This is a genomic window from Mesorhizobium sp. ES1-3, from assembly GCF_020164795.1.
Taxonomy (GTDB): Bacteria; Pseudomonadota; Alphaproteobacteria; order Rhizobiales; family Rhizobiaceae; genus Mesorhizobium.
The window spans coordinates 187,648-208,392 of sequence record NZ_JAIUGW010000001.1; the positions used below are offsets into that span (position 1 = coordinate 187,648).

The 20,745-nt window shown below is 64.1% G+C and carries 20 protein-coding genes; 5 read left to right on the forward strand and 15 right to left on the reverse strand.

What is annotated here, in order from left to right:
• Positions 1-62: 62 nt before the first annotated feature.
• From LB536_RS00875 to LB536_RS00930, 12 genes are all read right to left on the reverse strand, one after another.
• Entirely contained in the window at positions 63-1,085 is a 1,023-nt protein-coding gene (locus tag LB536_RS00875) for an ROK family protein (RefSeq protein WP_224589757.1), read from the reverse strand.
• Positions 1,082-1,804: a ribulose-phosphate 3-epimerase gene (locus tag LB536_RS00880; protein ID WP_224589758.1), complete on the reverse strand. Its 723-nt coding sequence runs from the start codon at positions 1,802-1,804 to the stop codon at positions 1,082-1,084. Before LB536_RS00880 ends, LB536_RS00875 begins: the two co-directional genes overlap by 4 nt.
• Complete coding sequence (locus LB536_RS00885; RefSeq protein ID WP_224589759.1) at positions 1,801-2,631, reverse strand: alpha/beta fold hydrolase; 831 nt, start codon at positions 2,629-2,631, stop codon at positions 1,801-1,803. Before LB536_RS00885 ends, LB536_RS00880 begins: the two co-directional genes overlap by 4 nt.
• Positions 2,631-3,449 carry a sugar phosphate isomerase/epimerase family protein gene (locus LB536_RS00890; protein ID WP_224589760.1) on the reverse strand — a complete coding sequence of 273 codons (819 nt, stop codon included), beginning with the start codon at positions 3,447-3,449 and terminating at the stop codon, positions 2,631-2,633. Before LB536_RS00890 ends, LB536_RS00885 begins: the two co-directional genes overlap by 1 nt.
• Positions 3,449-4,525 carry a Gfo/Idh/MocA family protein gene (locus tag LB536_RS00895; RefSeq protein WP_224589761.1) on the reverse strand — a complete coding sequence of 359 codons (1,077 nt, stop codon included), beginning with the start codon at positions 4,523-4,525 and terminating at the stop codon, positions 3,449-3,451. The genes LB536_RS00890 and LB536_RS00895 overlap by 1 nt, the downstream gene beginning before the upstream one ends.
• A 4-nt stretch (positions 4,526-4,529) precedes the next feature.
• The gene (locus tag LB536_RS00900) at positions 4,530-5,351 is read right to left on the reverse strand and encodes a sugar phosphate isomerase/epimerase family protein (RefSeq protein ID WP_224589762.1); all 822 of its coding nucleotides are present in this window, start codon (positions 5,349-5,351) and stop codon (positions 4,530-4,532) included.
• A 79-nt stretch (positions 5,352-5,430) separates the two neighbouring features.
• Positions 5,431-6,273 (reverse strand): carbohydrate ABC transporter permease, encoded by an 843-nt coding sequence (locus LB536_RS00905; RefSeq protein ID WP_140807901.1) that lies wholly within the window; start codon positions 6,271-6,273, stop codon positions 5,431-5,433.
• Between the two features lie 6 nt (positions 6,274-6,279).
• Positions 6,280-7,176: a carbohydrate ABC transporter permease gene (locus LB536_RS00910; protein WP_140757714.1), complete on the reverse strand. Its 897-nt coding sequence runs from the start codon at positions 7,174-7,176 to the stop codon at positions 6,280-6,282.
• Between the two features lie 120 nt (positions 7,177-7,296).
• Positions 7,297-8,544 carry an ABC transporter substrate-binding protein gene (locus LB536_RS00915; RefSeq protein WP_140757715.1) on the reverse strand — a complete coding sequence of 416 codons (1,248 nt, stop codon included), beginning with the start codon at positions 8,542-8,544 and terminating at the stop codon, positions 7,297-7,299.
• 111 nt (positions 8,545-8,655) lie between these two features.
• Positions 8,656-9,801, reverse strand: a complete 1,146-nt coding sequence (locus LB536_RS00920) for an ABC transporter ATP-binding protein (RefSeq protein WP_224589763.1) — start codon at positions 9,799-9,801, stop codon at positions 8,656-8,658.
• A gap of 89 nt (positions 9,802-9,890) precedes the next feature.
• Positions 9,891-10,841 (reverse strand): PfkB family carbohydrate kinase, encoded by a 951-nt coding sequence (locus LB536_RS00925; protein ID WP_224589764.1) that lies wholly within the window; start codon positions 10,839-10,841, stop codon positions 9,891-9,893.
• A gap of 3 nt (positions 10,842-10,844) precedes the next feature.
• Entirely contained in the window at positions 10,845-11,645 is an 801-nt protein-coding gene (locus LB536_RS00930; protein ID WP_224590070.1) for a class I fructose-bisphosphate aldolase, read from the reverse strand.
• Positions 11,646-11,807: 162 nt separating this feature from the next.
• Between LB536_RS00930 and LB536_RS00935 the strand changes: the two genes are divergently transcribed.
• From LB536_RS00935 to LB536_RS00945, 3 genes are all read left to right on the forward strand, one after another.
• Complete coding sequence (locus LB536_RS00935; protein WP_224589765.1) at positions 11,808-12,569, forward strand: DeoR/GlpR family DNA-binding transcription regulator; 762 nt, start codon at positions 11,808-11,810, stop codon at positions 12,567-12,569.
• Between the two features lie 261 nt (positions 12,570-12,830).
• Positions 12,831-13,979, forward strand: a complete 1,149-nt coding sequence (locus LB536_RS00940) for a Gfo/Idh/MocA family protein (protein WP_224589766.1) — start codon at positions 12,831-12,833, stop codon at positions 13,977-13,979.
• A 17-nt stretch (positions 13,980-13,996) separates the two neighbouring features.
• On the forward strand, positions 13,997-14,947 hold the full coding sequence (locus LB536_RS00945) for an alpha/beta hydrolase (RefSeq protein ID WP_224589767.1): 951 nt from the start codon (positions 13,997-13,999) through the stop codon (positions 14,945-14,947).
• Here the strand turns inward: LB536_RS00945 and LB536_RS00950 are convergent.
• Positions 14,935-15,969 carry a LacI family DNA-binding transcriptional regulator gene (locus LB536_RS00950; RefSeq protein WP_224589768.1) on the reverse strand — a complete coding sequence of 345 codons (1,035 nt, stop codon included), beginning with the start codon at positions 15,967-15,969 and terminating at the stop codon, positions 14,935-14,937. The two genes, LB536_RS00945 and LB536_RS00950, sit on opposite strands and share 13 nt — an antisense overlap.
• Positions 15,970-16,218: 249 nt before the next feature.
• Between LB536_RS00950 and LB536_RS00955 the strand changes: the two genes are divergently transcribed.
• On the forward strand, positions 16,219-17,172 hold the full coding sequence (locus tag LB536_RS00955; RefSeq protein ID WP_224589769.1) for a sugar kinase: 954 nt from the start codon (positions 16,219-16,221) through the stop codon (positions 17,170-17,172).
• Positions 17,169-18,452, forward strand: coding sequence for a D-tagatose-bisphosphate aldolase, class II, non-catalytic subunit (locus LB536_RS00960; RefSeq protein WP_224589770.1), 1,284 nt, complete (start codon positions 17,169-17,171; stop codon positions 18,450-18,452). Before LB536_RS00955 ends, LB536_RS00960 begins: the two co-directional genes overlap by 4 nt.
• Positions 18,453-18,518: 66 nt before the next feature.
• Here the strand turns inward: LB536_RS00960 and pobA are convergent, their stop codons facing one another.
• Positions 18,519-19,691 (reverse strand): 4-hydroxybenzoate 3-monooxygenase, encoded by a 1,173-nt coding sequence (pobA, locus tag LB536_RS00965; protein WP_224589771.1) that lies wholly within the window; start codon positions 19,689-19,691, stop codon positions 18,519-18,521.
• Complete coding sequence (locus tag LB536_RS00970) at positions 19,691-20,743, reverse strand: 3-carboxy-cis,cis-muconate cycloisomerase (protein ID WP_224589772.1); 1,053 nt, start codon at positions 20,741-20,743, stop codon at positions 19,691-19,693. The genes pobA and LB536_RS00970 overlap by 1 nt, the downstream gene beginning before the upstream one ends.
• Positions 20,744-20,745 lie beyond the last annotated feature (2 nt).

Genomic DNA, 20,745 nt, shown 5'->3' on the forward strand with positions numbered 1-20,745 from the left:
CCGCGAAGAGATGGCAGCGCGTCGGATCGACTTGCAGCGCGATTGGGCCGCGCAGCTCGAGCTCAGCCATTGAAGTCCCTCCTCGTGTCCGGATATGTGCTTGGGCCGACGGGCATGGGAGCCGCCAACGTGCCCAGATCATCGAACAGCACGAGGCTGGCCGCGCCGACCAGCCCGGCGTGGCGGCCGAGCTGGGCCTGGACGACCGGCACGTCGCGATAGGCGCGCATGGCGCGCTGGCGGATGGTCGCCTCGATGACGGGCGCCATCAGGTCGAGGCCATTGCCGATGCCGCCGCCGACGACCAGAACGTCTGGCGAATAGAGATGCAAGAGATTGGTGAAGCCGACGCCGAGCCAGCGTGCCTCCTCCTCGAGCAGGGCCAGAGCGAGATCGTCCTGCAGGCGTGCGGCCTCAACGACGTGGCGGCCCGTCACCTCGGCGTTGGCCGAGAGGCGGCGCAGCGTCGAGCCGTCCAGGGGCGACGTCGCGGCATTGGCGCGGCGGCCGAGCGCGGTGCCCGAGGCGATGGCCTCGAAGCAGCCGACGACGCCGCAGACGCAGCGCTCGCCTTCATTGGTGATGGTCATGTGGCCGATCTCGGCGGCCAACCCGCGGCGGCCATGCAGGATACGTCCGTCGGCGACGACACCGCCGCCGATCCCGGTCGAGACGGTGACGAAGACCAGCGAGCGAGCGCCGTGTCCGGCGCCGAAGCGCCATTCGCCGAGCGCAGCCGCATTGGCGTCGTTCTCCAGCCGCACCGGCAGGCCGAGCCGCCGCTCGAGGATGTCTGCCAATGGCACGTCCTGCCAGCCGGTCAGCGTCGGCGGTCCGACGGCGATGCCAGCCAGCGGATCGAGCGGACCCGGCGCGCCGACGCCGACGCCGAGGATCGACACCCCCGGCGCCTCGGCATGGACGGTTGCCGCCAGCGCCTCGATCTGGCCGATGACCACTTCGGGACCGGCCTGCGCCTGCGTCGGCACAGCTGCGAAAGCCAGGATCTTGCCGTCACGGTCGACCAAAGCGGCACGAAGCTCGGTGCCGCCAAGATCGATCGCAAGGGCGGCTTCGATGCTCATGCCGCGACCTTCAAACCATGCAACCAGCCGATGCGGCCGGCGAGATCCTTGTCGCCAAAAGCGAGCGAGCCGAGCACCACGGTCTCGGCGCCGGCGGCGAGCAGCAGCGGCACGGTTTCGTGGCGGATGCCGCCATCGGCGGCGAGCACCACTGCTGTCTCGCGGCCGGCCTTCCGCAGGATGGCACGGGCCTCGCCCAGCCTGTCGCAGGCTCTCTCCGACAGGCCCTGGCCCTTGACGCCGATCGCGGTGCCGAGAAGCGTGACAAAAGCCACCTCGGAGACGAAAGGCTCCACCGCCTCGACCGGGGTCTCCAGCCTCAGCACGACGCCGGCCTCGGCGCCGAGTTCACGCGCCAGCCGCACGGCGCGCAGACCCGCTTCGCCATTCTCGGCATGGACGCTGATCATGTCGGCGCCGGCCTCGATGAACTGACGCGTCTGTTCTTCGACAATACCCGCATCGACCATCAGATGGACGTGGACGGGCTTGGCCGTCAGTTTGGCGATGCGGGCGACGAGATCGGGGAAAAACAGGAAGGACGGCGCGAAATGGCCGTCCGCCACGTCGATGTGGTGCAGGTCGACATAGGGTTCGATGCGCCTGAGGTCGCTCTCGAAATTGGCGAGATTGGCAGACCAAGATGAGAATTCGGCGATCAGACGGTCGCGCGGCAATGCGGCGATGGCGGCCGGACCTGACAAGGGTTTCGAGATCATGATTGTTCCTGGTTTTTGAAATTTCTATCGAGGAAGCCGCCGATGGCGGCACGGATTTCGGCGAAGTGGCTGTTCTTGTCGGTAGCCTTCGGCGTCACCTCGGCAAAGGCCGCGCCGGGGATGGTGTTGGCGAGTTCGCGGGCGGTCGCCAAGGGATGGACGAGATCGACGCCGCTGCCGATGACGAGCGTGGGCCTTGCAAGATCGGCGGCTTCGGCTCGCGTCACGCCGGGTCCGTCATTCGCGATCGCCTGCATCACCTCGGCGAAGACGGTCGCATTGTCACGCGCGAAGAAGCCGAGTAGCGAAGCGAGATTGTCTGGCGCCTCTCTGCGAAAGCGGGTTGCTGTCGCGGAGGACGCGAAGGCCGCGCGCGCCTCGTCCAGCGGAAGCCGGTCGATGAGTTCCGCCACTTCGACGTAAGGCTGCATGTTCTGAGGCGCCGCGTCGAAGGCCCAGGCAGGGCGCACCAGCACGAGGCCAGAGACGCGATCGGGATGCCGGGCCGCCAGGCGCAGCGCGATCGCCGCCCCCATCGAGATGCCGCCGGCGACGAAGCGCTCCATTCCGGCTGCATCGGCGGCGGCCAGCACATCGTCGGCGAACATCGCGATCGAGAACGGGCGCTGGCTGCCAGCACTCGAACCGCCTTGCGCACGGCATTCGATCGTGAGCCGGCGGCGCGAGGAGCCGTCGGGAAAGTTCTGCGCCACCTGGGCGGCATCGCCGCCGAGACCATGCTGGAAGACGATGGGAAGGCCCTGCCCCGTGTCGAAGACACGGAGCGCTGCATCGCCGCGCAGCATGACCATCGGCGCGGCGTCCATCAGAGCAGCCTTCGCAGGAAGGTGGCGACGCCGGCAGCCTCGTCGGCGGACAAACCGTGCGTGACGAGCGCGCCATCGAAACCCACGCCCTTCAGCCGCGCGACGAAATCCGGGAAGTCGACGATGCCTTGCCCCGCAGTAGCGAAGCGGCCGTCAGCATGCCGATCCTTGGCATGCGCCATGGCGATGTGGCCGGCGGCCTCATCGATCGCGGCGGCGACGATGATGCGCGCCTCATTCGGAGTCCCATGCTCGAAGAGGTTCGCCGGGTCGAGCACGATCTTCAGGTGCCTGGAGCCCATCTCGGCGATCAGGCGCGTCGCATCCGTGGCCGAGGTGACGATGTTGGCCTGCTCGGGCTCGATGCCGAGATCGACGCCGGCCTCCTCGGCCAGCGCCAGCGCCTTTGCCATCTCGGCGGCCATGTCGGACCAGGCGGACGGATCGGCATTGTCGGGGTGGTAGGCCCATTGGTCGGCGGCATCGCGCGAGCCGGTGCAGAGCGTGACCAGCGGGATGCCGAGGGCGGCGGCAGTCTCGATGACGATGCCAAGGCGGCGAAGTCCGTCGTCGCGCATAGCCTTGTCGGGGTGCGCCATGTTGTAGGTGCCCGACAGCGCGGCCAGCGAAACGCCCGACGATCGCACTGCGGTGCGGATGGCGGCGACGGCATCCGCCGGCACGACATCCGGCATCGACGACAGGCCGGCGCAGGCGAGATTGAACTGCGTCGTCTCGTATCCGGCCTGGTTCACCGTCGTCAGCACAGCACCCGGGTCGGTGCCCGAAAAGGTCTTGGCGAAGATGCCGAGACGCATCAGACCGCACCCGAAACCGAGGCGAGCTCAACCCGTTCGCCGGTCTCGACAGAACGGGCAATCGCCACCATGGCGCGGATCGAGGCGATGCCGTCCTCGACATTGGCGCCACGCATCGGTGCGCCGGTGAGCACGGTGTCGGCAAGGCCTTCGAGCTGGCGACGGAAGAAATGGCCGTCGGCGCCGAGCGGTTTTCGCGAGGTCGCGTCCTTCTCATGGAAGATGTCGACCTCGCTGGCGCGGAAGTACCAGGGGTTGAAGGTTTTCGCGATGACGGACCCGTTCTCGCCATAGAGCTGAAAACCCTCGTGCCAGTCCATGCGCACGGCGACGGTCAGATCGAGGTGACCGAGCGCGCCGCTGGCGAATTCGGTCTCGACGAACCAGCAATAGGCGCCGAAGCGCTCGTTGAGGCGAGCACGCACGGCGGTGATCTCGCCGCAGAGGAAGCGGGCGGTGTCGACTAGATGCGAGCCGTGCGCCAGCATGAAATATTGCCTGAGATCGGCCTTGGGATTTCCGCCCGGCTTCTTCGCCAACTTGCTGGTGACGGGTAGCGGCTGCACGGCATCGGTGTTGGTGTAGCGGTGGGTGGAATCGCAATACCAGGCCTTCAGCGCCAGCACCTCGCCGATCTCGTCGCGGACGAAATCGCGCGCGGCCTCCAGCGCCGGGTCGAAACGCTTCATGTGCCCGACCTGCAGCACCTTGCCGGAGCGCTTGACCGCTGCGGCCAGCGCCTCGCCTTCCTCGATCGAGGTGCCGATCGGCTTTTCGCAGAGAACATGCTTGCCTGCATCGAGTGCCTTGATCGACATCGGCACGTGATAGGCATCCGATGTGGCGACGATGACTGCTTCCAGATCCGGATCGGCGAGCATGGCGTCATAGTCGGCATACATCTTCTGCGGTTCATAGGTGGCGCCCATGCGGGCGAGGAGATCGGGTGCCGCGTCGCAGATAGCGTAGAGGTCGGCATTGCCGGCCTTGACGCAGGATTCCAGATGCGCGAACTGCGCGATCGGGCCGCAGCCAAGCACACCGACCCTGAGGCGTCTGTCCTGTTTCTTGATCATCGTCTCAGGCCCCGTAGCCGCGCATCGTCTGGCGGTTGGTCTTGACCGCACCGGCCGGATCGGCGGCAGCGGTGTCGGATTCTTCTTCCAGCACCAGCCAGCCGTTGAAGTTCGGCGCGGTACCGGCGATCTCGATGACTCGAGGCGTGTCGCAGACGCCTTCGCCCAGCATCGCCCATGTGCCCTTGGCGTCGACGTCCTTGAGGTGGATGTAGCGGATGCGGTCACGGTAGGTGGTGAGTGTATCCGCCATGTCCTTGTGGCCGCGCAGGATGTGGCCGGTATCCGGCACCCAGCCAACCAGATCTGGGTCGAGCAAGGCAAAGATCGCGTCGTAATCGGCGCGGTCGAACAGCAGCGTGTTGTGATGCGAGCTCGGATGCAAGGCTATCTGGACACCAGCCTTGCGGCCGAGCTCGCCGGCCTTGTTGTACAGCTCGGCCGCGATAGCGAATTTGCCGTCGCGCGGCCCCTCGGAGACGACGGTCGCCGAGCCCATCGACACCAGCGCATCGGGAAAGTTTGCCACGAAATCGATCCAGCGCCTGGCGGTTTCGAGGTCGGCGCCGATCTCATCCTTGAGCGTGAAGCCGCTCTTCGAGCCGAAGGCGAAGGAAACCAACGCCAAGCCGGACGACTTCAGCGCGGCGGCGAACTCGGCCGGCTTGCCGGCGTAGCGGCCGATCATGGTGTCGGTGATCTCGATGCCGGCATAACCGCCATCCGCGATCGCCTTCAACAGATCGTCGGGGCCACCCGTCCAGTCCTTGCCCAGCATTTCCCAGGTGAAGGTCTGGCAGCCGACTTTGAGGTCTTTCACGTTCATCCTTTCATTCCTTGATTCCGCCTATTCCTTGGGGCCGCCCTGTGTCAGTCCTTCGATGATGTGGCGCTGGAAGAACATCCTACTTGACCGAGCCCGCGGTCATGCCGGCGAGGAAGAACCTCTGGGCAACGAGGTAGATGAGCAAGAGCGGCAGCGAGCCGAGCACGCTCATCGCCATCATCTGGTTCCATTCGAAGGCGTGCTGCCCCATCAACAGCTGTATGCCGATCGGGACGGTGCGCATGGACGTCGACTTCGTCAGCGTCAGCGCAAAGAGAAATTCGTTCCAGCACAACAGGAAGGTGTAGACCGAGGTCGCCACGATACCAGGCAGTGAGATCGGGACGATCACCCGCCAGAGCGCCGTCCAACTCGTGCCGCCGTCAACGGCAACGGCTTCATCGAGATCGCGTGGCAACGTGTTCAAGTACCCTGTCATCAGCAGGATCGCATAGGGCAACGTAAACACCAGGTAGGTCAGGATCAGCGCGGCATAGGTGTCGAAGATGCCGTACGAGACGACAAGCCCGAAGAAGGGGATCAAAAGCGTGATCGGCGGGATCGTCTGCGTGCTGATGATGAGTGTGTTCAGGCTGCCCTTGCCGCGGAAGTTGAAGCGGCTGAACCCATAGGCCGCCAGCAAGGCGATCAGCACCGTCAGCACGGTCACCGCTCCCGCAACGAAGTAGCTGTTGAAGAAGAAACGCAGCTTCACCGGATCGCCAAGGATGGCTGCATACGCTTCCAGCGTGAAGGCCTTCGGCAGGATGGTTGGAGGCAGCGCAAAGATTTCGGTATTCGACTTGAACGAGCTGCTGAGCATCCAGTAGATCGGGAAGGCCGCGAAGAACAGCCCTGCCGCGAGAGCAACATGCAGCGCGACGGTGATCAGTTTATCCTTGCCAGAATTCCGCTTCCTCATGGCGTCCTACCTGGCCCGCTGATAACGAATATAGAACAGTGTCAGGCCGAGAGAGATCAGCAGGATGACCACAGCGCTCGCCGACGCCTGGGACAGGTTGTAGCTCGAAAACGCCAGCTTGTAGGTGTAGGTGCTGAGGACCTCGGTCGCGTAGATCGGACCGCCGCCCGTGGTTATCCAGATCAACGGGAAGACCTGCATGGTCCAGATGAAATCGAGCAGCGAGATGCTGATGATGATCGGCATCAGCTGCGGGATGGTGATGAAGATCAGCTTCTGGTAGGCCTTCGCCCCGTCGATATCGGCGGCCTCGTAGAAATCCTTGGGAATGCCTTGCAGGCCTGCGAGCAGGCTGACCATGAAAAGCGGGTAGCCCGCCCAGATATTGGCGAAAGTGACGGCGTGCAGCGCGGTCTCGGGCGAGGAAAACCACTCGACCTTGGAACCGATGATGCCCATCTGCATGAGAATGCTGTTCACGACACCGTTCGGCTCGAGCAGGAGACGCCAGATCACCGCGATGATCACCGCGGTGAACAGCCAAGGCAGTATGTAGAGCACGCGCAGCACATTGCGCAGCGTTGGATTGATGCGGTCGCTGTTCAGCATGAGTGCGAAGATCATGCCGATGGTCATATGGAAAACGACACTCATGCACGTGAAATAGAGCGTATGCCACAGCGAAGCCCAGAACACGGGATCGTCAAAGATCGCCTGGTAGTGCTTTAGCCCGGCAAAGGATGGATCACGACGCAGTACCGCGCTGTTCTGAAAGGAATAGGCAATCACCGTGACCATCGGCAACAGCATCAGGAGCCCGACTATGAGCAGCGAGGGCGACAGATAGAGATAGGGCGCCACGGCTCGTCTGAGCTTGTGATGGGAGCGCTTCTGCCGGGTCATGGTGGCAACCTCGCGACAAGAGAAAAGAGCTTCAAATACCATTCAGGTTCGTCATTTGCCGGCTGGCCCGCCTAGTGGCGGGCCAGCCGATAAGTGGGCCGCAAGAGCGAAGCATGGCGATCAGAATTTCGCCATCCAGGCCTTTTGCGCGGCAGCGGCCGCCTCTTCCGGCGTTTGCTCACCGGCAAGCATCTTTTGCGCCTGCACGTCGAACTGGGTCATCAGGTCTTCAGCCACCGGCAAGCCCGTGAACTCGTTGGCGAGATAGCCGGTCTTGAAGATCTCGAAAGCCTTGCCGAAAGCCTTGTCGGACGTCACGAAGTCAGGCTTGGCGTTGACGTTGCCCGGGAAGGCGTTTGCAAGCGAAACGAGCTTGGCGTTCACCTTTTCGCTCATCAAATACTGGACGAGTTTCCAGGCCTCCTCCTGGTGTTTCGAGGCCGCGGAGATGCCGATGCCCCAGGAGGCATAGGGAAGGCCGCGCTTTCCCGTATAGTTTTCCACGACCGGAACCGGGATGAGGTCGAAGTTCAGCTTGGGATTGCGCTTGCGGATAAGGTTCACATGCGCGAGCGAGTCGATCATCATCCCGACGCGGTCGTTGACGAATTCCTCGACCTTTTCCTGCTCGGTCTTGGTGGCGATGCCGGGCGAGATGGTGCCGGCGTCGTTGAGTGATTTGACGAAGGTGAGCATGTCCACCACCGGTTTGCCCTCGAGGTCGGGCTTGCCGTTCGCCATCATCGATTGACCCGAAGCCCAGACCCACGACATCATGTCGTTCTGGACACCGGACGGCGTTTGCAGCGACAGGGGCAGCACCCAGCCATACTGGTTCTTGTCGGCGTGCGTCATCTTCTTGGCGGCTTCGAGAAATTCCGCGCGGGTCGACGGCAGCTTGGTCACGCCTGCCTGGGCGGCGAGGTCCATATTCACGAAGACCGGATAGACGAACGAAGCGACCGGGAACATCACCGCCTTGCCATCGACCTTGATGATGTCGGCGATCTGGCTCTTGTCGAATTTGCTCGCATCCATCATCGGGTTCATGTCGGCGAGCGCGTTCTGCGCATTCAGATTGTTCACCCATGCGCCGTCGAGACCGACGACGTCGCTGAGCGTTCCGGTTGCAGCACCAACCGAGATCTGGTCTCGCGTGGTCGCGTAGGGGCCGCTGACCAGCGTCACCTTGATTCCGGGGTTCGCGGCCTCGAAATCGTCCATGATTGCCCTGAGCGAGCCAGCCGGCAATTCGGGCTCCCACCATTGGGTGAATTCCAGCGTCGTGTCCGCCATGGCGCCGGTTGCGCCAAGCAACCACGCGGCCGCGGCTATTTTCAGCATCGCGGGTTTTATACGAAAGGTCATTTTCTCCTCCTTCTTTTATGATCGGCCGCACAATGCTGCCGATCGTCTGGTTATTCAGAAGTCTTCTTACGCAGACGCCTCGCTCTCGCCTGCGGGCCTTGCCGCGGATCTTCAGATCGCCAGATGCGTCTCGGGATCGAAGAAATGGAGCTTGGAGTCATCCAGGGCCAACTGGATTTCCGAGCCGGAGCGGACTGCGCTGACCGGTTCGAATTTCGCCACCGCGTTCGACGCCCGGCCGAAATCATCCACCGCGTCCGGGTCGCCGGAGTCCACCCGGACCGCTTCGATGTTCAGATGGACGATGTGCTCGGACCCGAGTTCTTCGATCGAGGTCACCTTTGCCGGTATCGTCTGATACTTGCGGCCGGATTCGAGGTTGCTGTCATAGAGATGCTCCGGTCGGACCCCGAACACGACCTTGCGTCCCGCATACGATCTCAAGCCCGGCCTGCGCACGAAGGCCTCATCCTGCAGCCGGATGGCGAAGGTGCCGGAAATCAGTTCGCCACCTTTCAGGGTTGCCTCGAAAAGGTTCATCGAAGGAGAACCGATGAAGCCGGCAACGAAGGCGTTCACCGGCGATTCATAGAGCCTCTTGGGGGTGTCGACCTGCTGCAGCACGCCGCCTTTCAACACCGCGACCCTGTCCCCCATCGTCATCGCTTCGGTTTGGTCGTGGGTCACGTATATGGTCGTAACGCCGAGCTGCTTTTGCAGACTGGTGATTTCGGCGCGCATTTGAACACGCAGTTTCGCGTCCAAATTGGAAAGGGGTTCGTCCATGAGAAAGGCGGCCGGCTCGCGCACCATGGCGCGGCCCATGGCAACCCGTTGACGCTGCCCGCCTGAGAGGTTTGCGGGTTTGCTGTCCAGCAGCGACGTCAATTGCAGGGTTTTGGCGATCTCGTCCACGCGCTTCTTGCGCTCGGCCTTCGGTTTGCCTGCCAGCCGCATCGAAAAGCCGATGTTTTCGAACACGGTCATATGCGGGTAGAGCGCATAGCTCTGGAAGACCATCGCGATATCGCGGTCCTTGGGCGGCATGTCGACGACGTCGACCCCGCCGATCCGAAGGCTGCCGCTGGTGATGTCCTCCAACCCTGCGATCATCCGCAACGCGGTGGATTTGCCACAGCCGGACGGCCCGACGAGAATCAAGAACTCACCGTGCTCGACCGACAGGTTCAAGTGGTCGATTGCGCGAAAATTGTTCCCGTAGGTCTTGCAGATATTCTCAAGAATGACTTCTGCCATCTTCCTCCCTCCACAAGTCTAAGCCACTGATTTTTATTGTGCTCCTTGGCTTATTCCGCCTGTGAAATGTTTCCTCGGACAGTTTCAGGCTATGTTCCGGTATCGAGCTGCGTATATTTCAGTTCGACTGCCGACGGCGCGTTTGTCGATGCTAGGAATTCCATGACCTGGCCCTCGGTCGGAAGCGCTTCGCGCCCGCCCCGCCCCGTTATCGAAAGGGCCGCCGCCGCGGCCGCGAATGCGACCCGGCGCGCGGTGTCGGCCCTGCGCGTCAATGCGAGGGCATAGGCGCCGTGAAAGCAGTCACCGGCGCCGGTCGAATCGACGACGGCGACCCGATGCGGAGGCAGGTGCCAGAGCCCGGTCTCGTCGCGTCCGCGATAATAGACGCCCTTGCCGCCATCCGTCAGAACCACGGCGGACCGCGACGGCAACCACAATGCATCGAGCATCTCGGCGGGCGATCGGCACCCCGTGAAAGCCCGCGCAAAGCCGAGGGGAAGAATGAGATGGTCGCAGAGCGCGATCAGTCTCTCGGTGGCCGGGCCGCTGCTCCATTCGATATCGCCGAGGATCGCAAGACCGAGATCGCGAGCCCGAACCACGACATCCAGCGACCGGATCGCGTAACTATCCACGATCAGGACCGTCGCGCGACTGAGGACCTCGTCCGGAAAGTCCGGCGCGGTGCCCAGCATCGCTTCGTCGTCATACGCGATGAACCGCTCCCCATCCGAGCCGACGGTGATCCGCGAGCGCACCGGGCGTGCGTGCGGGTGGCGAGGCGCGAATGCGGTTTCAACGCCGCTCGCAACGAGATCGCACAGCACGGCGTCGTCCGCGGCGCTGCCCAGCCATCCGATGAACCCGGCGGTTCCGCCGAGCCGCGCGACGGCGGCAAGGGCCGTCGCGACATTTCCGCCGAAAGCTCTGGTGCTTTGCAGAACCTTCCCCTTGCCCGCCGACAACGGCTGATCGACATAGACGATGTCGTCGATCGCAATAGCTCCGAAGCCGAGGATTGAAGGGACGGTGGGCATCGTTCAGGTACCTGCCCTTGCCAGGGCGTCTTGCGCCGAAAGACCGTCATGAATGACGCCCCGAAAAGCAATCGCTGCCTTCTGCGGATCGCCATGCCCCCAGAGATTGCGGCCCACCACGGCACCACGCGCGCCGGCACGGATGGCGTCCGCCGTCTGCTGGAGGGCGCCGAGCAGCGTATCTGTCTTCGGGCCACCCGCGATCACAACCGGCACCGGGCAGGTCCGAACGGTCTCTCGGAACGACTCGAAATCGCCGGTGTAACCGATCTTGATCACGTCGACGCCGGACTCGTAGCCGATACGCGCCGCATAGGCGATCTCGTCGGGGGTGAAGACGATCTTTGCCCCTTCGGTGAAATCGCGAGGGTAGATATGCGCGACTACCGGCATGCCGTAGCGGGCCGCCGCATTCACCGAATCGGTCAGCCAGCGTATGTATTTGCCCTCGGTCGCGCCGCGTACCGGAATGGCCACGGCCAACGCATCGGCGCCAGCGCGCACCGCATCCTCGGGCGTTGCAATCAGCTCACTGATGCGATCGTCCGGGGTGAAGCAGCCGGCCTGGATGACCAGGGAAGCCTTGCCCGCGTATTGCGGCCATAGATGGCGCGCGGTGCCGGGCTGGATGCTGACGTAATCGGGTTTGCCCACCATGACGCGAGCCAGCGCGCCCGGCAGATCGGCAAGACCTCCTTTGCGCACGTCGCCATAGCCGACAAAGTGGTCGACCGCGCCGCCAAAAAGATTTCCCGATGGATGCGAAAAGAGGCGCGCAAGGCGCACTTTGGTTCCTAGGCTCATGAGTGCAAAATGTCCCAATCGTTTGGTTTCAAAATCCTGGAACCAGTGTTTGCGAAAGAAACGATAAATGCAATCTTTCGAAATCTTTCGAATTTGCGTATTTTTGGTAAGGTGGGTCGAGGCCGGGGCGATTGCTCGGCGCATGGAGGCAAGGAGAGGGCAATGTTGTCGGAGCAGAGACGCCAATCGATCCTGAGTGAGGTGCAACGCAGCGGACAGGTTCGCACGAAGGACCTGTCCGACGATTTTGGCGTGTCGGAAGTCACGGTGCGCTCCGACCTCGAGATACTGGACCGCAAGGGACTACTGACCAAGACCCGTGGAGGGGCGGTGACCCGGACCACGGATTCGACCACGGCCGCGTTCGCCCGGCGGATGCAAACGAACCTCGATGCGAAGAAACGCATCGCCCGGGCAGCGGTAGAACTGTTCGAGGACAACCAATCGGTCATCTTCGACGGCGGCTCGACATTGATGCAGGTTGCCATGCAGTTACCGCCGCTCAACAATGTCGTGGTCGCGGCCACGGCGATGAATATCGTGCAGCATCTGATGCATCGGCCCGGGCTCGACGTGCACATGATCGGTGGCCGGGTCTATCCAGACACGGTGAGCACGCTGATTACCGATGCCGACACGGCTCTCGGCGGCTTGGTGGCGCATCAGGTCTTCGTGGGAGCGCACGCGATCGACTCCTCACTGGATGTGGTCGACGTGAACGAAGACATGGCGCGAACGAAGCGAAACCTGGTGCGCATGGCCCGGCGCGTTGTCCTCCTTGCGGACTCGAGCAAATGGGGCGTCAGCGGGACCTCCAAGGCATTTTCGTTGTCGGGCGTCCATGTGGTGATCACCGACGATGGCCTGCCCGGTCCAATACGCAGCCAGTTGGATAGAACGGGAGCCATGGTGATCTATGCCTGAACCCGTCGCGGTCCATGGCCGCAACCGAAAGATCCGATGCGGATGGCCCACGGGATTCGTATCGGCCAGCCGTATTTTCCTGCCTCTCATCTTCTCCTCCCAGGGCTGGCAGCCTCCCGATGTCACGCCAGCATTTCCGCATGTTCTATAAAAATTTTACGCGCGTCAATATTTAAAATGTTGTATAGCGATTTCGAACGCGATCCGGCACCATCGCGACGGATCGGGCAGCGTGACCGCATTGGGAGGGTACGACAGAAAATGCAGGCAAAATCACAGGCCAAACTCGGCATCGGCGTCATCGGATGCGGCAACATCTCGATGACTTACCTGCGCAACGCAGGGCTTTTCGGCGGCATCGAATTGCGTGCCTGCGCCGATATTTCGGCCGAGATGGCGGCGTTGCGGGCCAAGGAATACGGCATTCGCGCTCTCGGCGTCGAAGCGTTGCTGGCCGACCCCGAGATCGACCTCGTCCTCAACCTGACCATCCCGGCGGCGCATTTCGACATTTCGTTCTCCGCCCTTTCTGCCGGCAAGCATGTCTTCACCGAAAAGCCACTCGCAACCTCGGCCAGCGACGGCCGCCGCCTGGTGACCGAGGCGGCCAGGCGTGGCCTACTGCTCGGCTCGGCTCCCGATACGTTTCTTGGTGCGGCCGGACGCAAAGCGCGCCGCCTGATGGACGAGGGCGCCATCGGCCGCCCTGTCGCCGGCACCGCCTTCATGATGGGGCGCGGCATGGAACACTGGCATCCCAACCCGCAATTCTACTACCAGCCTGGCGGCGGCCCGGTGTTCGACATGGGCCCCTACTATCTCACCATGCTGGTCAACCTGCTCGGTCCTGTCGCGCGCGTCATGGCGATGGCGACGCGTGGCCAGGAAGAACGGCTGATATCGGCCGAAGGGCCGTTCAAGAACACCAAATTCAAGGTCGGCACGCCGACCAATGTGCTGTCGCTGCTTGAATTCCGCTCCGGCGCCACCGTCACCTTCGGCGCCTCATGGGACGTCTTCAAACATTCCAACCATCCGATCGAGTTGCACGGCACCGAGGGCTCGCTGCGCCTGCCTGACCCCGACACGTTCGGCGGCACGGTGTCGCTCTCCGAACGCGGCGCCGACTGGAAGGATTTCGCCAGCGAAGGCGAACTCTACGGCGCCCGCAACTGGCCTTACGCGGCGCCCGACCGCGCCAATTACCGGATGCTCGGCGTCGCCGACCTGGTGCGATCGCTGCAGATTGGGGCAACGCCTCGCGCTTCCGGCACTCTGGCGCTGCATGTGCTGGAGATCATGGAAGCGATCCTTCATTCAGGCGAGACGAAAAGCTCGGTCGCCATTGCCGGTGACGTCGTCCAGCCGACCCTGCTGAGCGAAGACGAGGCACGCGGCCTGCTCGCCTGATCCGCACGGAGATGACGATGACACTCGATCCTGATGCGCTGCGTGCGCTCGAAATCGGCCGTGCCGCCGGTGGCGAACCGTTCGAGAATGGCAGCGTGGCGGCGGCGCGGGCCGCGTATATCGCTTCGTTCCCGACCCAGCAGGGCGAGCACGAGCCGGTCGCGGCAACCGAGCAACGGCAGATCGACGGGCCGAACGGCCCGGTCGCGATCCGCATCCATCGCGGTATAGGCGCTTCGCGTACCGGGGCGCGCGCCGTACTTTACCTGCATGGGGGCGGCTGGGTGATCGGCAATCTCGATTCGCATGACGAGATCTGCCGCTTGCTGGCCAATCTCGGCAACGCCGTCGTCGTCTGTCCCGATTACCGGCTGGCACCGGAGCACAAGTTTCCCGCCGGGCTGGAGGATTGCGCGGCAGCGCTGCGCTTCATGGCCGGGAACGCCGGCGAACTCGGCATCGACTCAGGCCGCATTGCCGTTGCCGGCGACAGCGCCGGCGGCAACCTTGCCGCCGTGCTGGCGTTGCTTGCCCGCGACGGGCTGGCGCCGCCGCTTGCCGCCCAGATCCTGATCTATCCCAACACCGATGCCCGCCAGACGGCGGACAGCTACCGGCGTTTCGGCGACGGCTTCGGGCTCACCGCCGCCACCATGGCCTGGTTCCGCGACCACTATGTGCGAACGCCTGACGATATCGCGGACTGGCGCGTCTCACCGCTGCTGGCCTCCAGCCTTGCCGGCGCACCGCCCGCCTTCGTCGTGATCGCCGGCCACGACATCCTTGTCGACGAAGGCACGGCCTATGCCGGGCGCCTGCAGGCCGAAGGAGTGCCGCTGGCGTTGCGGCACTGGCCGGGTCAGATCCACGGCTTCGTCTCGATGGGCCGCCACATCCTGGCCGCGCGGCAAGCGGTGAGCGAGGCGGCGGCCTGGCTTCAGCGGCAGACGCGTGCTCAGGCCGACTGACGCATCACCAGGGTCGCGCCAAGCTTGACGTTGCGCACCAGATCCTGGCCGGGCGGGTCAGCCTCGTCCAGCAAGGCCAGCAGGATCTCGACGCTGCGGCCGGCCATGGCGGCGAAGTCCTGCGCCATGGTGGTCAACGCGGGACAGGTGTAGCGGCTCAGCGGATGATCGTCGTGAGCGGCGACACGGAAATCGCAATCGGCGCGGCGACCGATCTTCAGCCCGCGCGAGAAGGCAGCCGACATCACGCCGAAGGCGAGGCGGTCATTGGCGCAGAGCAGTGTGCGGGCCGGCAGGCCGCCTTTCTCGAGCGTCCTGTCCATCCATTCGTGACCGATGCGCTCGAAGTCCCAGCTGTAGTCGCCCGCCGCCTTGAGAACGACGGACTCCAGGCCGGCGGCGTGCATCGTGTCGATATAGCTCTGCAGCCGTTCGCTCGAATTGTGGTTGACGTGCGGAATGTCGACATAGACCGGCGGTTCGCCGGACCGGCAGAGATAATCGACGATCGTCGAGGTGCTCTGGTGGTTGTCATTGCCGACGAACGGCGTGTCGCCCTCGATGTAGGTGTCGAAATAGACGATCGGAATGTCCTCGCTCATCCGCTCGAAGACGCCGGGTTCGGAGACTATTCCCAAAGGAGCGACGATGGCGCCGGCGACCTTCAGTGACATCAGCGTCCTCACCGACTCCGCCTCCAGCTTCGGCGAACCGTGCGAGGAAATGACGATCGGCCAAAACCCTTCGTCGCGGCAGCGCAGTTCGATGCGGCTGACCATTTCGGCATAGAACGGATCGGTGATCGTCGGCACGACGATGCCGACATTGCGGGTGCGCTTGCGGTTGAGATTGCGCGCGAAAACGTTCGGCTGATAGTCCGAGGAACGAAGCGCCGCCTCGATGCGCGCCCGTGTCGCCGGCTTCACGCTGGCCGGATCGTCGAAATACTTCGACAGGGTTGGCCGCGACACGCCGGACGCCCTGGCGAAATCATCCATCGTGCGGTGGGTCTTCTCCGCCATCGATATTTCAGCCCCTTACTCTCAATGCTAGCCTTCGCGCCCTAGCCAGAATCAGTCTTGCGACCGTCGCGGTGAGGCAGCATTGCTTGACCGAACTTATTCAGTCAAATTTCCACGTTTCCAGTACAACGCAAAAGAATTGCGCACGTCAAATTATTTATTGACGCTCTGAAAACGACGACTTAGGTTTTGAACCGCACGGACATAGGGGAGCACGCGGCAGCCGACCGTCCGGCAGATGGTGAGGACATGAAGAAACTGGTTTGCGCCGGCGAGATCCTGGTCGAGATCATGGCCGAGCGGATCGGCCAGAGTTTTCGCGCTCCCGGCCCGCTGATCGGTCCGTTTCCGTCAGGCGCTCCCGCCATCTTCATCGACCAGGCGGCGCGGCTCGGTCAGCCTGCAGGGCTGATCGCGGCAGTGGGCGACGACGATTTCGGACACTTGAACATAGAGCGCCTGCGCGCCGACGGCGCCGACATCTCGGCCATCACCATCCATCGGGGTGCCGCGACCGGAACCGCCTTCGTCACCTATGAGAGCGATGGCAGCCGGCACTTCGTCTACAACATCAAGCAGAGTGCGGCCGGGCTGATCGAGATCGGCACGGAAGCGCGCGCGCTGCTGGCCGGCGCCGACCATTTCCACGTCATGGGTACATCGCTGTTCTCGCCCGAGGTGATCGATGTCGCCCGCAAAGGGATCGAAGCCGTCAAGACGCGCGGCGGCACGGTCTCCTTCGACCCCAACATCCGCAAGGAGATGCTCGATCTGCCAGGCATGCGCGACGCCTTGCATTTCGTGCTGTCGAAGACCGATGTATTCCTGCCGAGCGGGCCGGAACTGTTCACCTTCGCCAAGGCAAGCGACGAGGAGAGCGCGGCGCGCGAAATGCTGGACCGCGGCATCTCCGCCGTGGTCGTCAAGAAGGGCGCGCAGGGCGCCGTCCACTACGACCGGTCAGGGCGCATCGCGTCACCCGGCTTCGTCGTCGAGGAAATCGACCCGACCGGCGCCGGAGACTGTTTTGCGGCAGCCTTCGTCTCCTTCTGGCTGCGTGGAGAAGTCCCCGAAAGGGCGCTCGAGATCGCCAATGGCTGCGGCGCGCTGGCGGTGACGAAGAAGGGGCCGATGGAAGGCATCGCCTCGCTGGCCGCTGTCGAGGCGTTCATCGCGACCGCCAGGACCGGAACACCGGCATGAGCCAGGCGACCGACAGGCTGGCCGCCATAGCGTCGCGCCGTGCGGCTGGCGAACGCGCCGGCATCGCCTCGATCTGCTCGGCCCATCCGCTGGTCATCGAAGCGGCGCTGCGCCACGGCAAGGCGCGCGGCGCCGATGTGCTGATCGAGGCCACCTGCAACCAGGTCAATCACGAAGGCGGCTACACCGGCATGACACCAGGCGATTTCCGCCGCTTCGTCGAGACGATCGCCGGCAAGGCCGGCTTTCCCTTGGACAGGCTGGTGCTCGGCGGCGATCATCTGGGCCCCAACCCCTGGAAGCACCTGGCGGCGCCCGAGGCCATGGAAAAGGCATCGCGCATGGTGGATGCCTATGCCGAGGCCGGCTTCACCAAGATCCACCTGGACGCCAGCATGGGCTGCGCCGGCGAAGGCGCTGCACCGCCCGACGCCACGATCGCCGCGCGCGCCGCCGTACTGGCCGAGGTGGCGGAGGCCGCGGTCGAACGAACAGGCGACACCAGGCCTGTCTATGTCATCGGCACGGAAGTGCCGGTGCCGGGCGGCGCCCTGGAAGCGATGGACCATCTGGCGGTGACGACACCGGAGGCAGCGGGTGAGACGGTGCGCATTCATCGCGCTGCCTTCAGCCGGCGTGGCCTCGACCATGCCTTCTCGCGGGTGATCGGCGTCGTTGTGCAGCCGGGTGTCGAATTCGGCAATGCCGAGGTGATCGCCTACCGCCCGGAACGCGCCCGGGCGCTCGCCGGCACGCTGCGGGACCTGCCGCAATTCGTCTTCGAGGCCCACTCGACCGACTACCAGCCGGTCGAAGCGCTGAGCGCACTTGTCGACGATGGCTTCGCCATCCTGAAAGTCGGACCATGGCTGACCTTCGCGCTGCGTGAAGCGCTCTATGGCCTGAGCCATATTGCCGACATTCTGGTTCCTGACCCGGCGCGCGAAAACCTGCCGGCGGCGATGGAGCGCGTCATGCTGGCGGCGCCGGGCAACTGGAAGAACTACTATCATGGCAGCGAGGCCGAGCAGCGGATCGAGCGGCATTTCTCCTACAGCGACCGTATCCGCTACTACTGGCCGGCGGAGGCGGCTCGGCAGGCCGTGAACGCGCTGATGCAGGCGCTGGGCGAGCGCGACATCCCCTCTCCCCTGATCAGCCAGTATCTCGGCCGTCTCGACGGCGTGGTGGCGAGCGGATCCGTCGCGCCAAAAGCCAGCGAACTCCTGATCGCAAGCGTGACTGAGGTTCTCGACATTTACGCCAGCGCAACGGACTAGGCCCCAATGATCGGCGCCGATGCCCGGCCAGCGATCTTCGCCGCGCAGCGCCATGGATAGCCGCCTTCAGAAAGGCAGGCCGACATAGTTTTCCGCCAATGCGGTCGAGGCCGCGCGCGAGTGCACGAGGTAATCGAGCTCGGCCTCCTGGATACGCTGACCGAAATCGCCGGTGTCGGGAAAACGGTGCAGCATGGTCGTCATCCACCAGGAAAAGCGGACCGCCTTCCACACCCGCGCCAGCGCCCTTTGCGAATAGGCGTCGATGCCGGCCATGGATTTTTCGCGATAGAAGTCGCGCAAACCGGCAAAGAGATAGCACACGTCGCTGGCGGCGAGATTGAGCCCCTTGGCGCCCGTCGGCGGCACGATATGGGCGGCGTCGCCGACCAGGAACAGCCGGCCGAAACGCATCGGCTCGGCGACGAAGGAGCGTAGCGGCGCGATCGACTTTTCGAAGGACGGCCCGGTGGTGACGCCTGCTGCCGTCCGCTCCGGCAAGCGGCGGCGCAATTCGTCCCAGAACCGATCGTCGGACCATGCCTCGACCCGATCGCCCTGCGGGCATTGCACGTAGTAGCGGCTGCGATGCGTCGAGCGCATCGAGCACAGCGCAAAGCCTCGCTCGTGATTGGCGTAGACCAGTTCAGGATCGGCCGGCGGCACTTCCGCCAGCACGCCCAGCCAGCCGAACGGATATTGCCGCTCGAAGGTTTTCAGCGCGCGCTCCGGCGCCGATTTGCGGCTGACGCCGTGATAGCCATCACAGCCGGCGATGAAGTCGCAATCGATGCGATGAGTGATGCCGTCCTTCTCATAGGTGACGAACGGCGCCGCGCCATCGAAATCGTGCAGCGCGACATCGGCTGCCTCATAGACGGTGACGAGCCCCATCGCGTCGCGCTTGTCCATCAGATCATGCGTCACCTCGGTCTGGCCATAGACGGTGACATGCTTGCCGCCTGTGAGTGCCGTGAGATCGATGCGGTGCAGGCGCCCGTCGAAGGCGAGCGAGATGCCGGAATGGGGCAAGCCTTCGGCATGCAGCCTTGCTGCCGCACCAGCCTCTTCCAGCAATTCGACGGTACCTTGCTCCAAGACACCGGCACGCACGCGGCCGAGCACATGCTCGCGGCTGGAGCGCTCGAGGATAACCGTCTCGACACCGATGCCGGCCAGAAGCTGCCCAAGCAGCAGGCCGGACGGTCCCGAGCCAACAATCAGAACCTGGGTGCGCATCAGTGGCCGAGACTTTCGATCCGCGCGGCCAGTTCGGCGGCAAGGCGCAAGGATGCGGCGGTGGCGACGATCATCTGCGGCAGCAGCAGCCATTCCAGCGTCCAGGCCGCGCCCGAGCGCTCCTGCTCATGCACCAGCGCTTGATGCATGCCGGAAAGCTGCGTGGCGTTGAAACGCGCAAGCGCCACCAGCGCCTCGGCCCTCACCGGGTTCTGCTTGTGCGGCATGGCCGACGAGCCGCCACCGCCCGATAGCTCGATATCGGTGCCGCCTTGCGCCATCAGCGCGATGTCCTGGCCGAACTTGCCGAGGCTTCCCGTTATCAGCGACATCAGGCCGGCAAGATCGGCGAGCGCATCGCGCTGGCTGTGCCATTGCGGCGCGTCGCCGAGGCCGAGCCTGCCCGCTAGCGCCGCGCGCACCGCCGGCCCCTTGTCGCCAAGCTTTTCCAGCGTTCCGGCGGCGCCGCCGAACTGCACGACCAGCAGGCGCGCCGACTGTTGCGACAGCCTCTCCTGATGCCGCTGCAGCGGCGCCCGCCACGCGGTCACGCGATCCGCCGCCGTGATCGGGACTGCTGGTTGCATGCGGGTCATCCCGGTCAGCGCCCTACCCCCGAAGCGCTCCTCGAGCGAGGCGAGCCTTATGATGGTCTCGGTCAGCAGCAGGCCAAGATGCTCGACGACGGATTTCAGCCGAAGCACGAGACTGGTATCGATGACGTCCTGGCTGGTCGCGGCGAAATGGACGGAACCGCCATGCGGTTCGCCGACGGCCAGTTTGATCTGGCGCACCAGTTCGGGCACCACGACGCCGTCCCTGGTGACGCCGGCGCGCAGCTTGCCGGTATCGGGCCGGAACGAGGCAAGCGCCTTGACGATCGCCGCTGCGGCCTCCCTGGGAATGATGCCGCAGTCGGCCTCGGCCTCGGCCAGCGCGCGTTCGAAGGCGAGCATCGCGGCAATGTCGGCTTCCACCGAAAAATGCCGCGCCGCTTCCTCGTCGCCGAGCAGGCCGGAAAGCAGCGGATGGTCGAAGGGCGATACGGTCATGT

Bases quoted from the DNA above. Each gene is read 5' to 3' on its own strand.
- LB536_RS00875 (WP_224589757.1), bottom strand. From the start codon at position 1,085: ATGAGCATCGAAGCCGCCCTTGCGATCGATCTTGGCGGCACCGAGCTT.
- LB536_RS00880 (WP_224589758.1), bottom strand. From the start codon at position 1,804: ATGATCTCGAAACCCTTGTCAGGTCCGGCCGCCATCGCCGCATTGCCG.
- LB536_RS00885 (WP_224589759.1), bottom strand. From the start codon at position 2,631: ATGGACGCCGCGCCGATGGTCATGCTGCGCGGCGATGCAGCGCTCCGT.
- LB536_RS00890 (WP_224589760.1), bottom strand. From the start codon at position 3,449: ATGCGTCTCGGCATCTTCGCCAAGACCTTTTCGGGCACCGACCCGGGT.
- LB536_RS00895 (WP_224589761.1), bottom strand. From the start codon at position 4,525: ATGATCAAGAAACAGGACAGACGCCTCAGGGTCGGTGTGCTTGGCTGC.
- LB536_RS00900 (WP_224589762.1), bottom strand. From the start codon at position 5,351: ATGAACGTGAAAGACCTCAAAGTCGGCTGCCAGACCTTCACCTGGGAA.
- LB536_RS00905 (WP_140807901.1), bottom strand. From the start codon at position 6,273: ATGAGGAAGCGGAATTCTGGCAAGGATAAACTGATCACCGTCGCGCTG.
- LB536_RS00910 (WP_140757714.1), bottom strand. From the start codon at position 7,176: ATGACCCGGCAGAAGCGCTCCCATCACAAGCTCAGACGAGCCGTGGCG.
- LB536_RS00915 (WP_140757715.1), bottom strand. From the start codon at position 8,544: ATGACCTTTCGTATAAAACCCGCGATGCTGAAAATAGCCGCGGCCGCG.
- LB536_RS00920 (WP_224589763.1), bottom strand. From the start codon at position 9,801: ATGGCAGAAGTCATTCTTGAGAATATCTGCAAGACCTACGGGAACAAT.
- LB536_RS00925 (WP_224589764.1), bottom strand. From the start codon at position 10,841: ATGCCCACCGTCCCTTCAATCCTCGGCTTCGGAGCTATTGCGATCGAC.
- LB536_RS00930 (WP_224590070.1), bottom strand. From the start codon at position 11,645: ATGAGCCTAGGAACCAAAGTGCGCCTTGCGCGCCTCTTTTCGCATCCA.
- LB536_RS00935 (WP_224589765.1), top strand. From the start codon at position 11,808: ATGTTGTCGGAGCAGAGACGCCAATCGATCCTGAGTGAGGTGCAACGC.
- LB536_RS00940 (WP_224589766.1), top strand. From the start codon at position 12,831: ATGCAGGCAAAATCACAGGCCAAACTCGGCATCGGCGTCATCGGATGC.
- LB536_RS00945 (WP_224589767.1), top strand. From the start codon at position 13,997: ATGACACTCGATCCTGATGCGCTGCGTGCGCTCGAAATCGGCCGTGCC.
- LB536_RS00950 (WP_224589768.1), bottom strand. From the start codon at position 15,969: ATGGCGGAGAAGACCCACCGCACGATGGATGATTTCGCCAGGGCGTCC.
- LB536_RS00955 (WP_224589769.1), top strand. From the start codon at position 16,219: ATGAAGAAACTGGTTTGCGCCGGCGAGATCCTGGTCGAGATCATGGCC.
- LB536_RS00960 (WP_224589770.1), top strand. From the start codon at position 17,169: ATGAGCCAGGCGACCGACAGGCTGGCCGCCATAGCGTCGCGCCGTGCG.
- pobA (WP_224589771.1), bottom strand. From the start codon at position 19,691: ATGCGCACCCAGGTTCTGATTGTTGGCTCGGGACCGTCCGGCCTGCTG.
- LB536_RS00970 (WP_224589772.1), bottom strand. From the start codon at position 20,743: ATGACCGTATCGCCCTTCGACCATCCGCTGCTTTCCGGCCTGCTCGGC.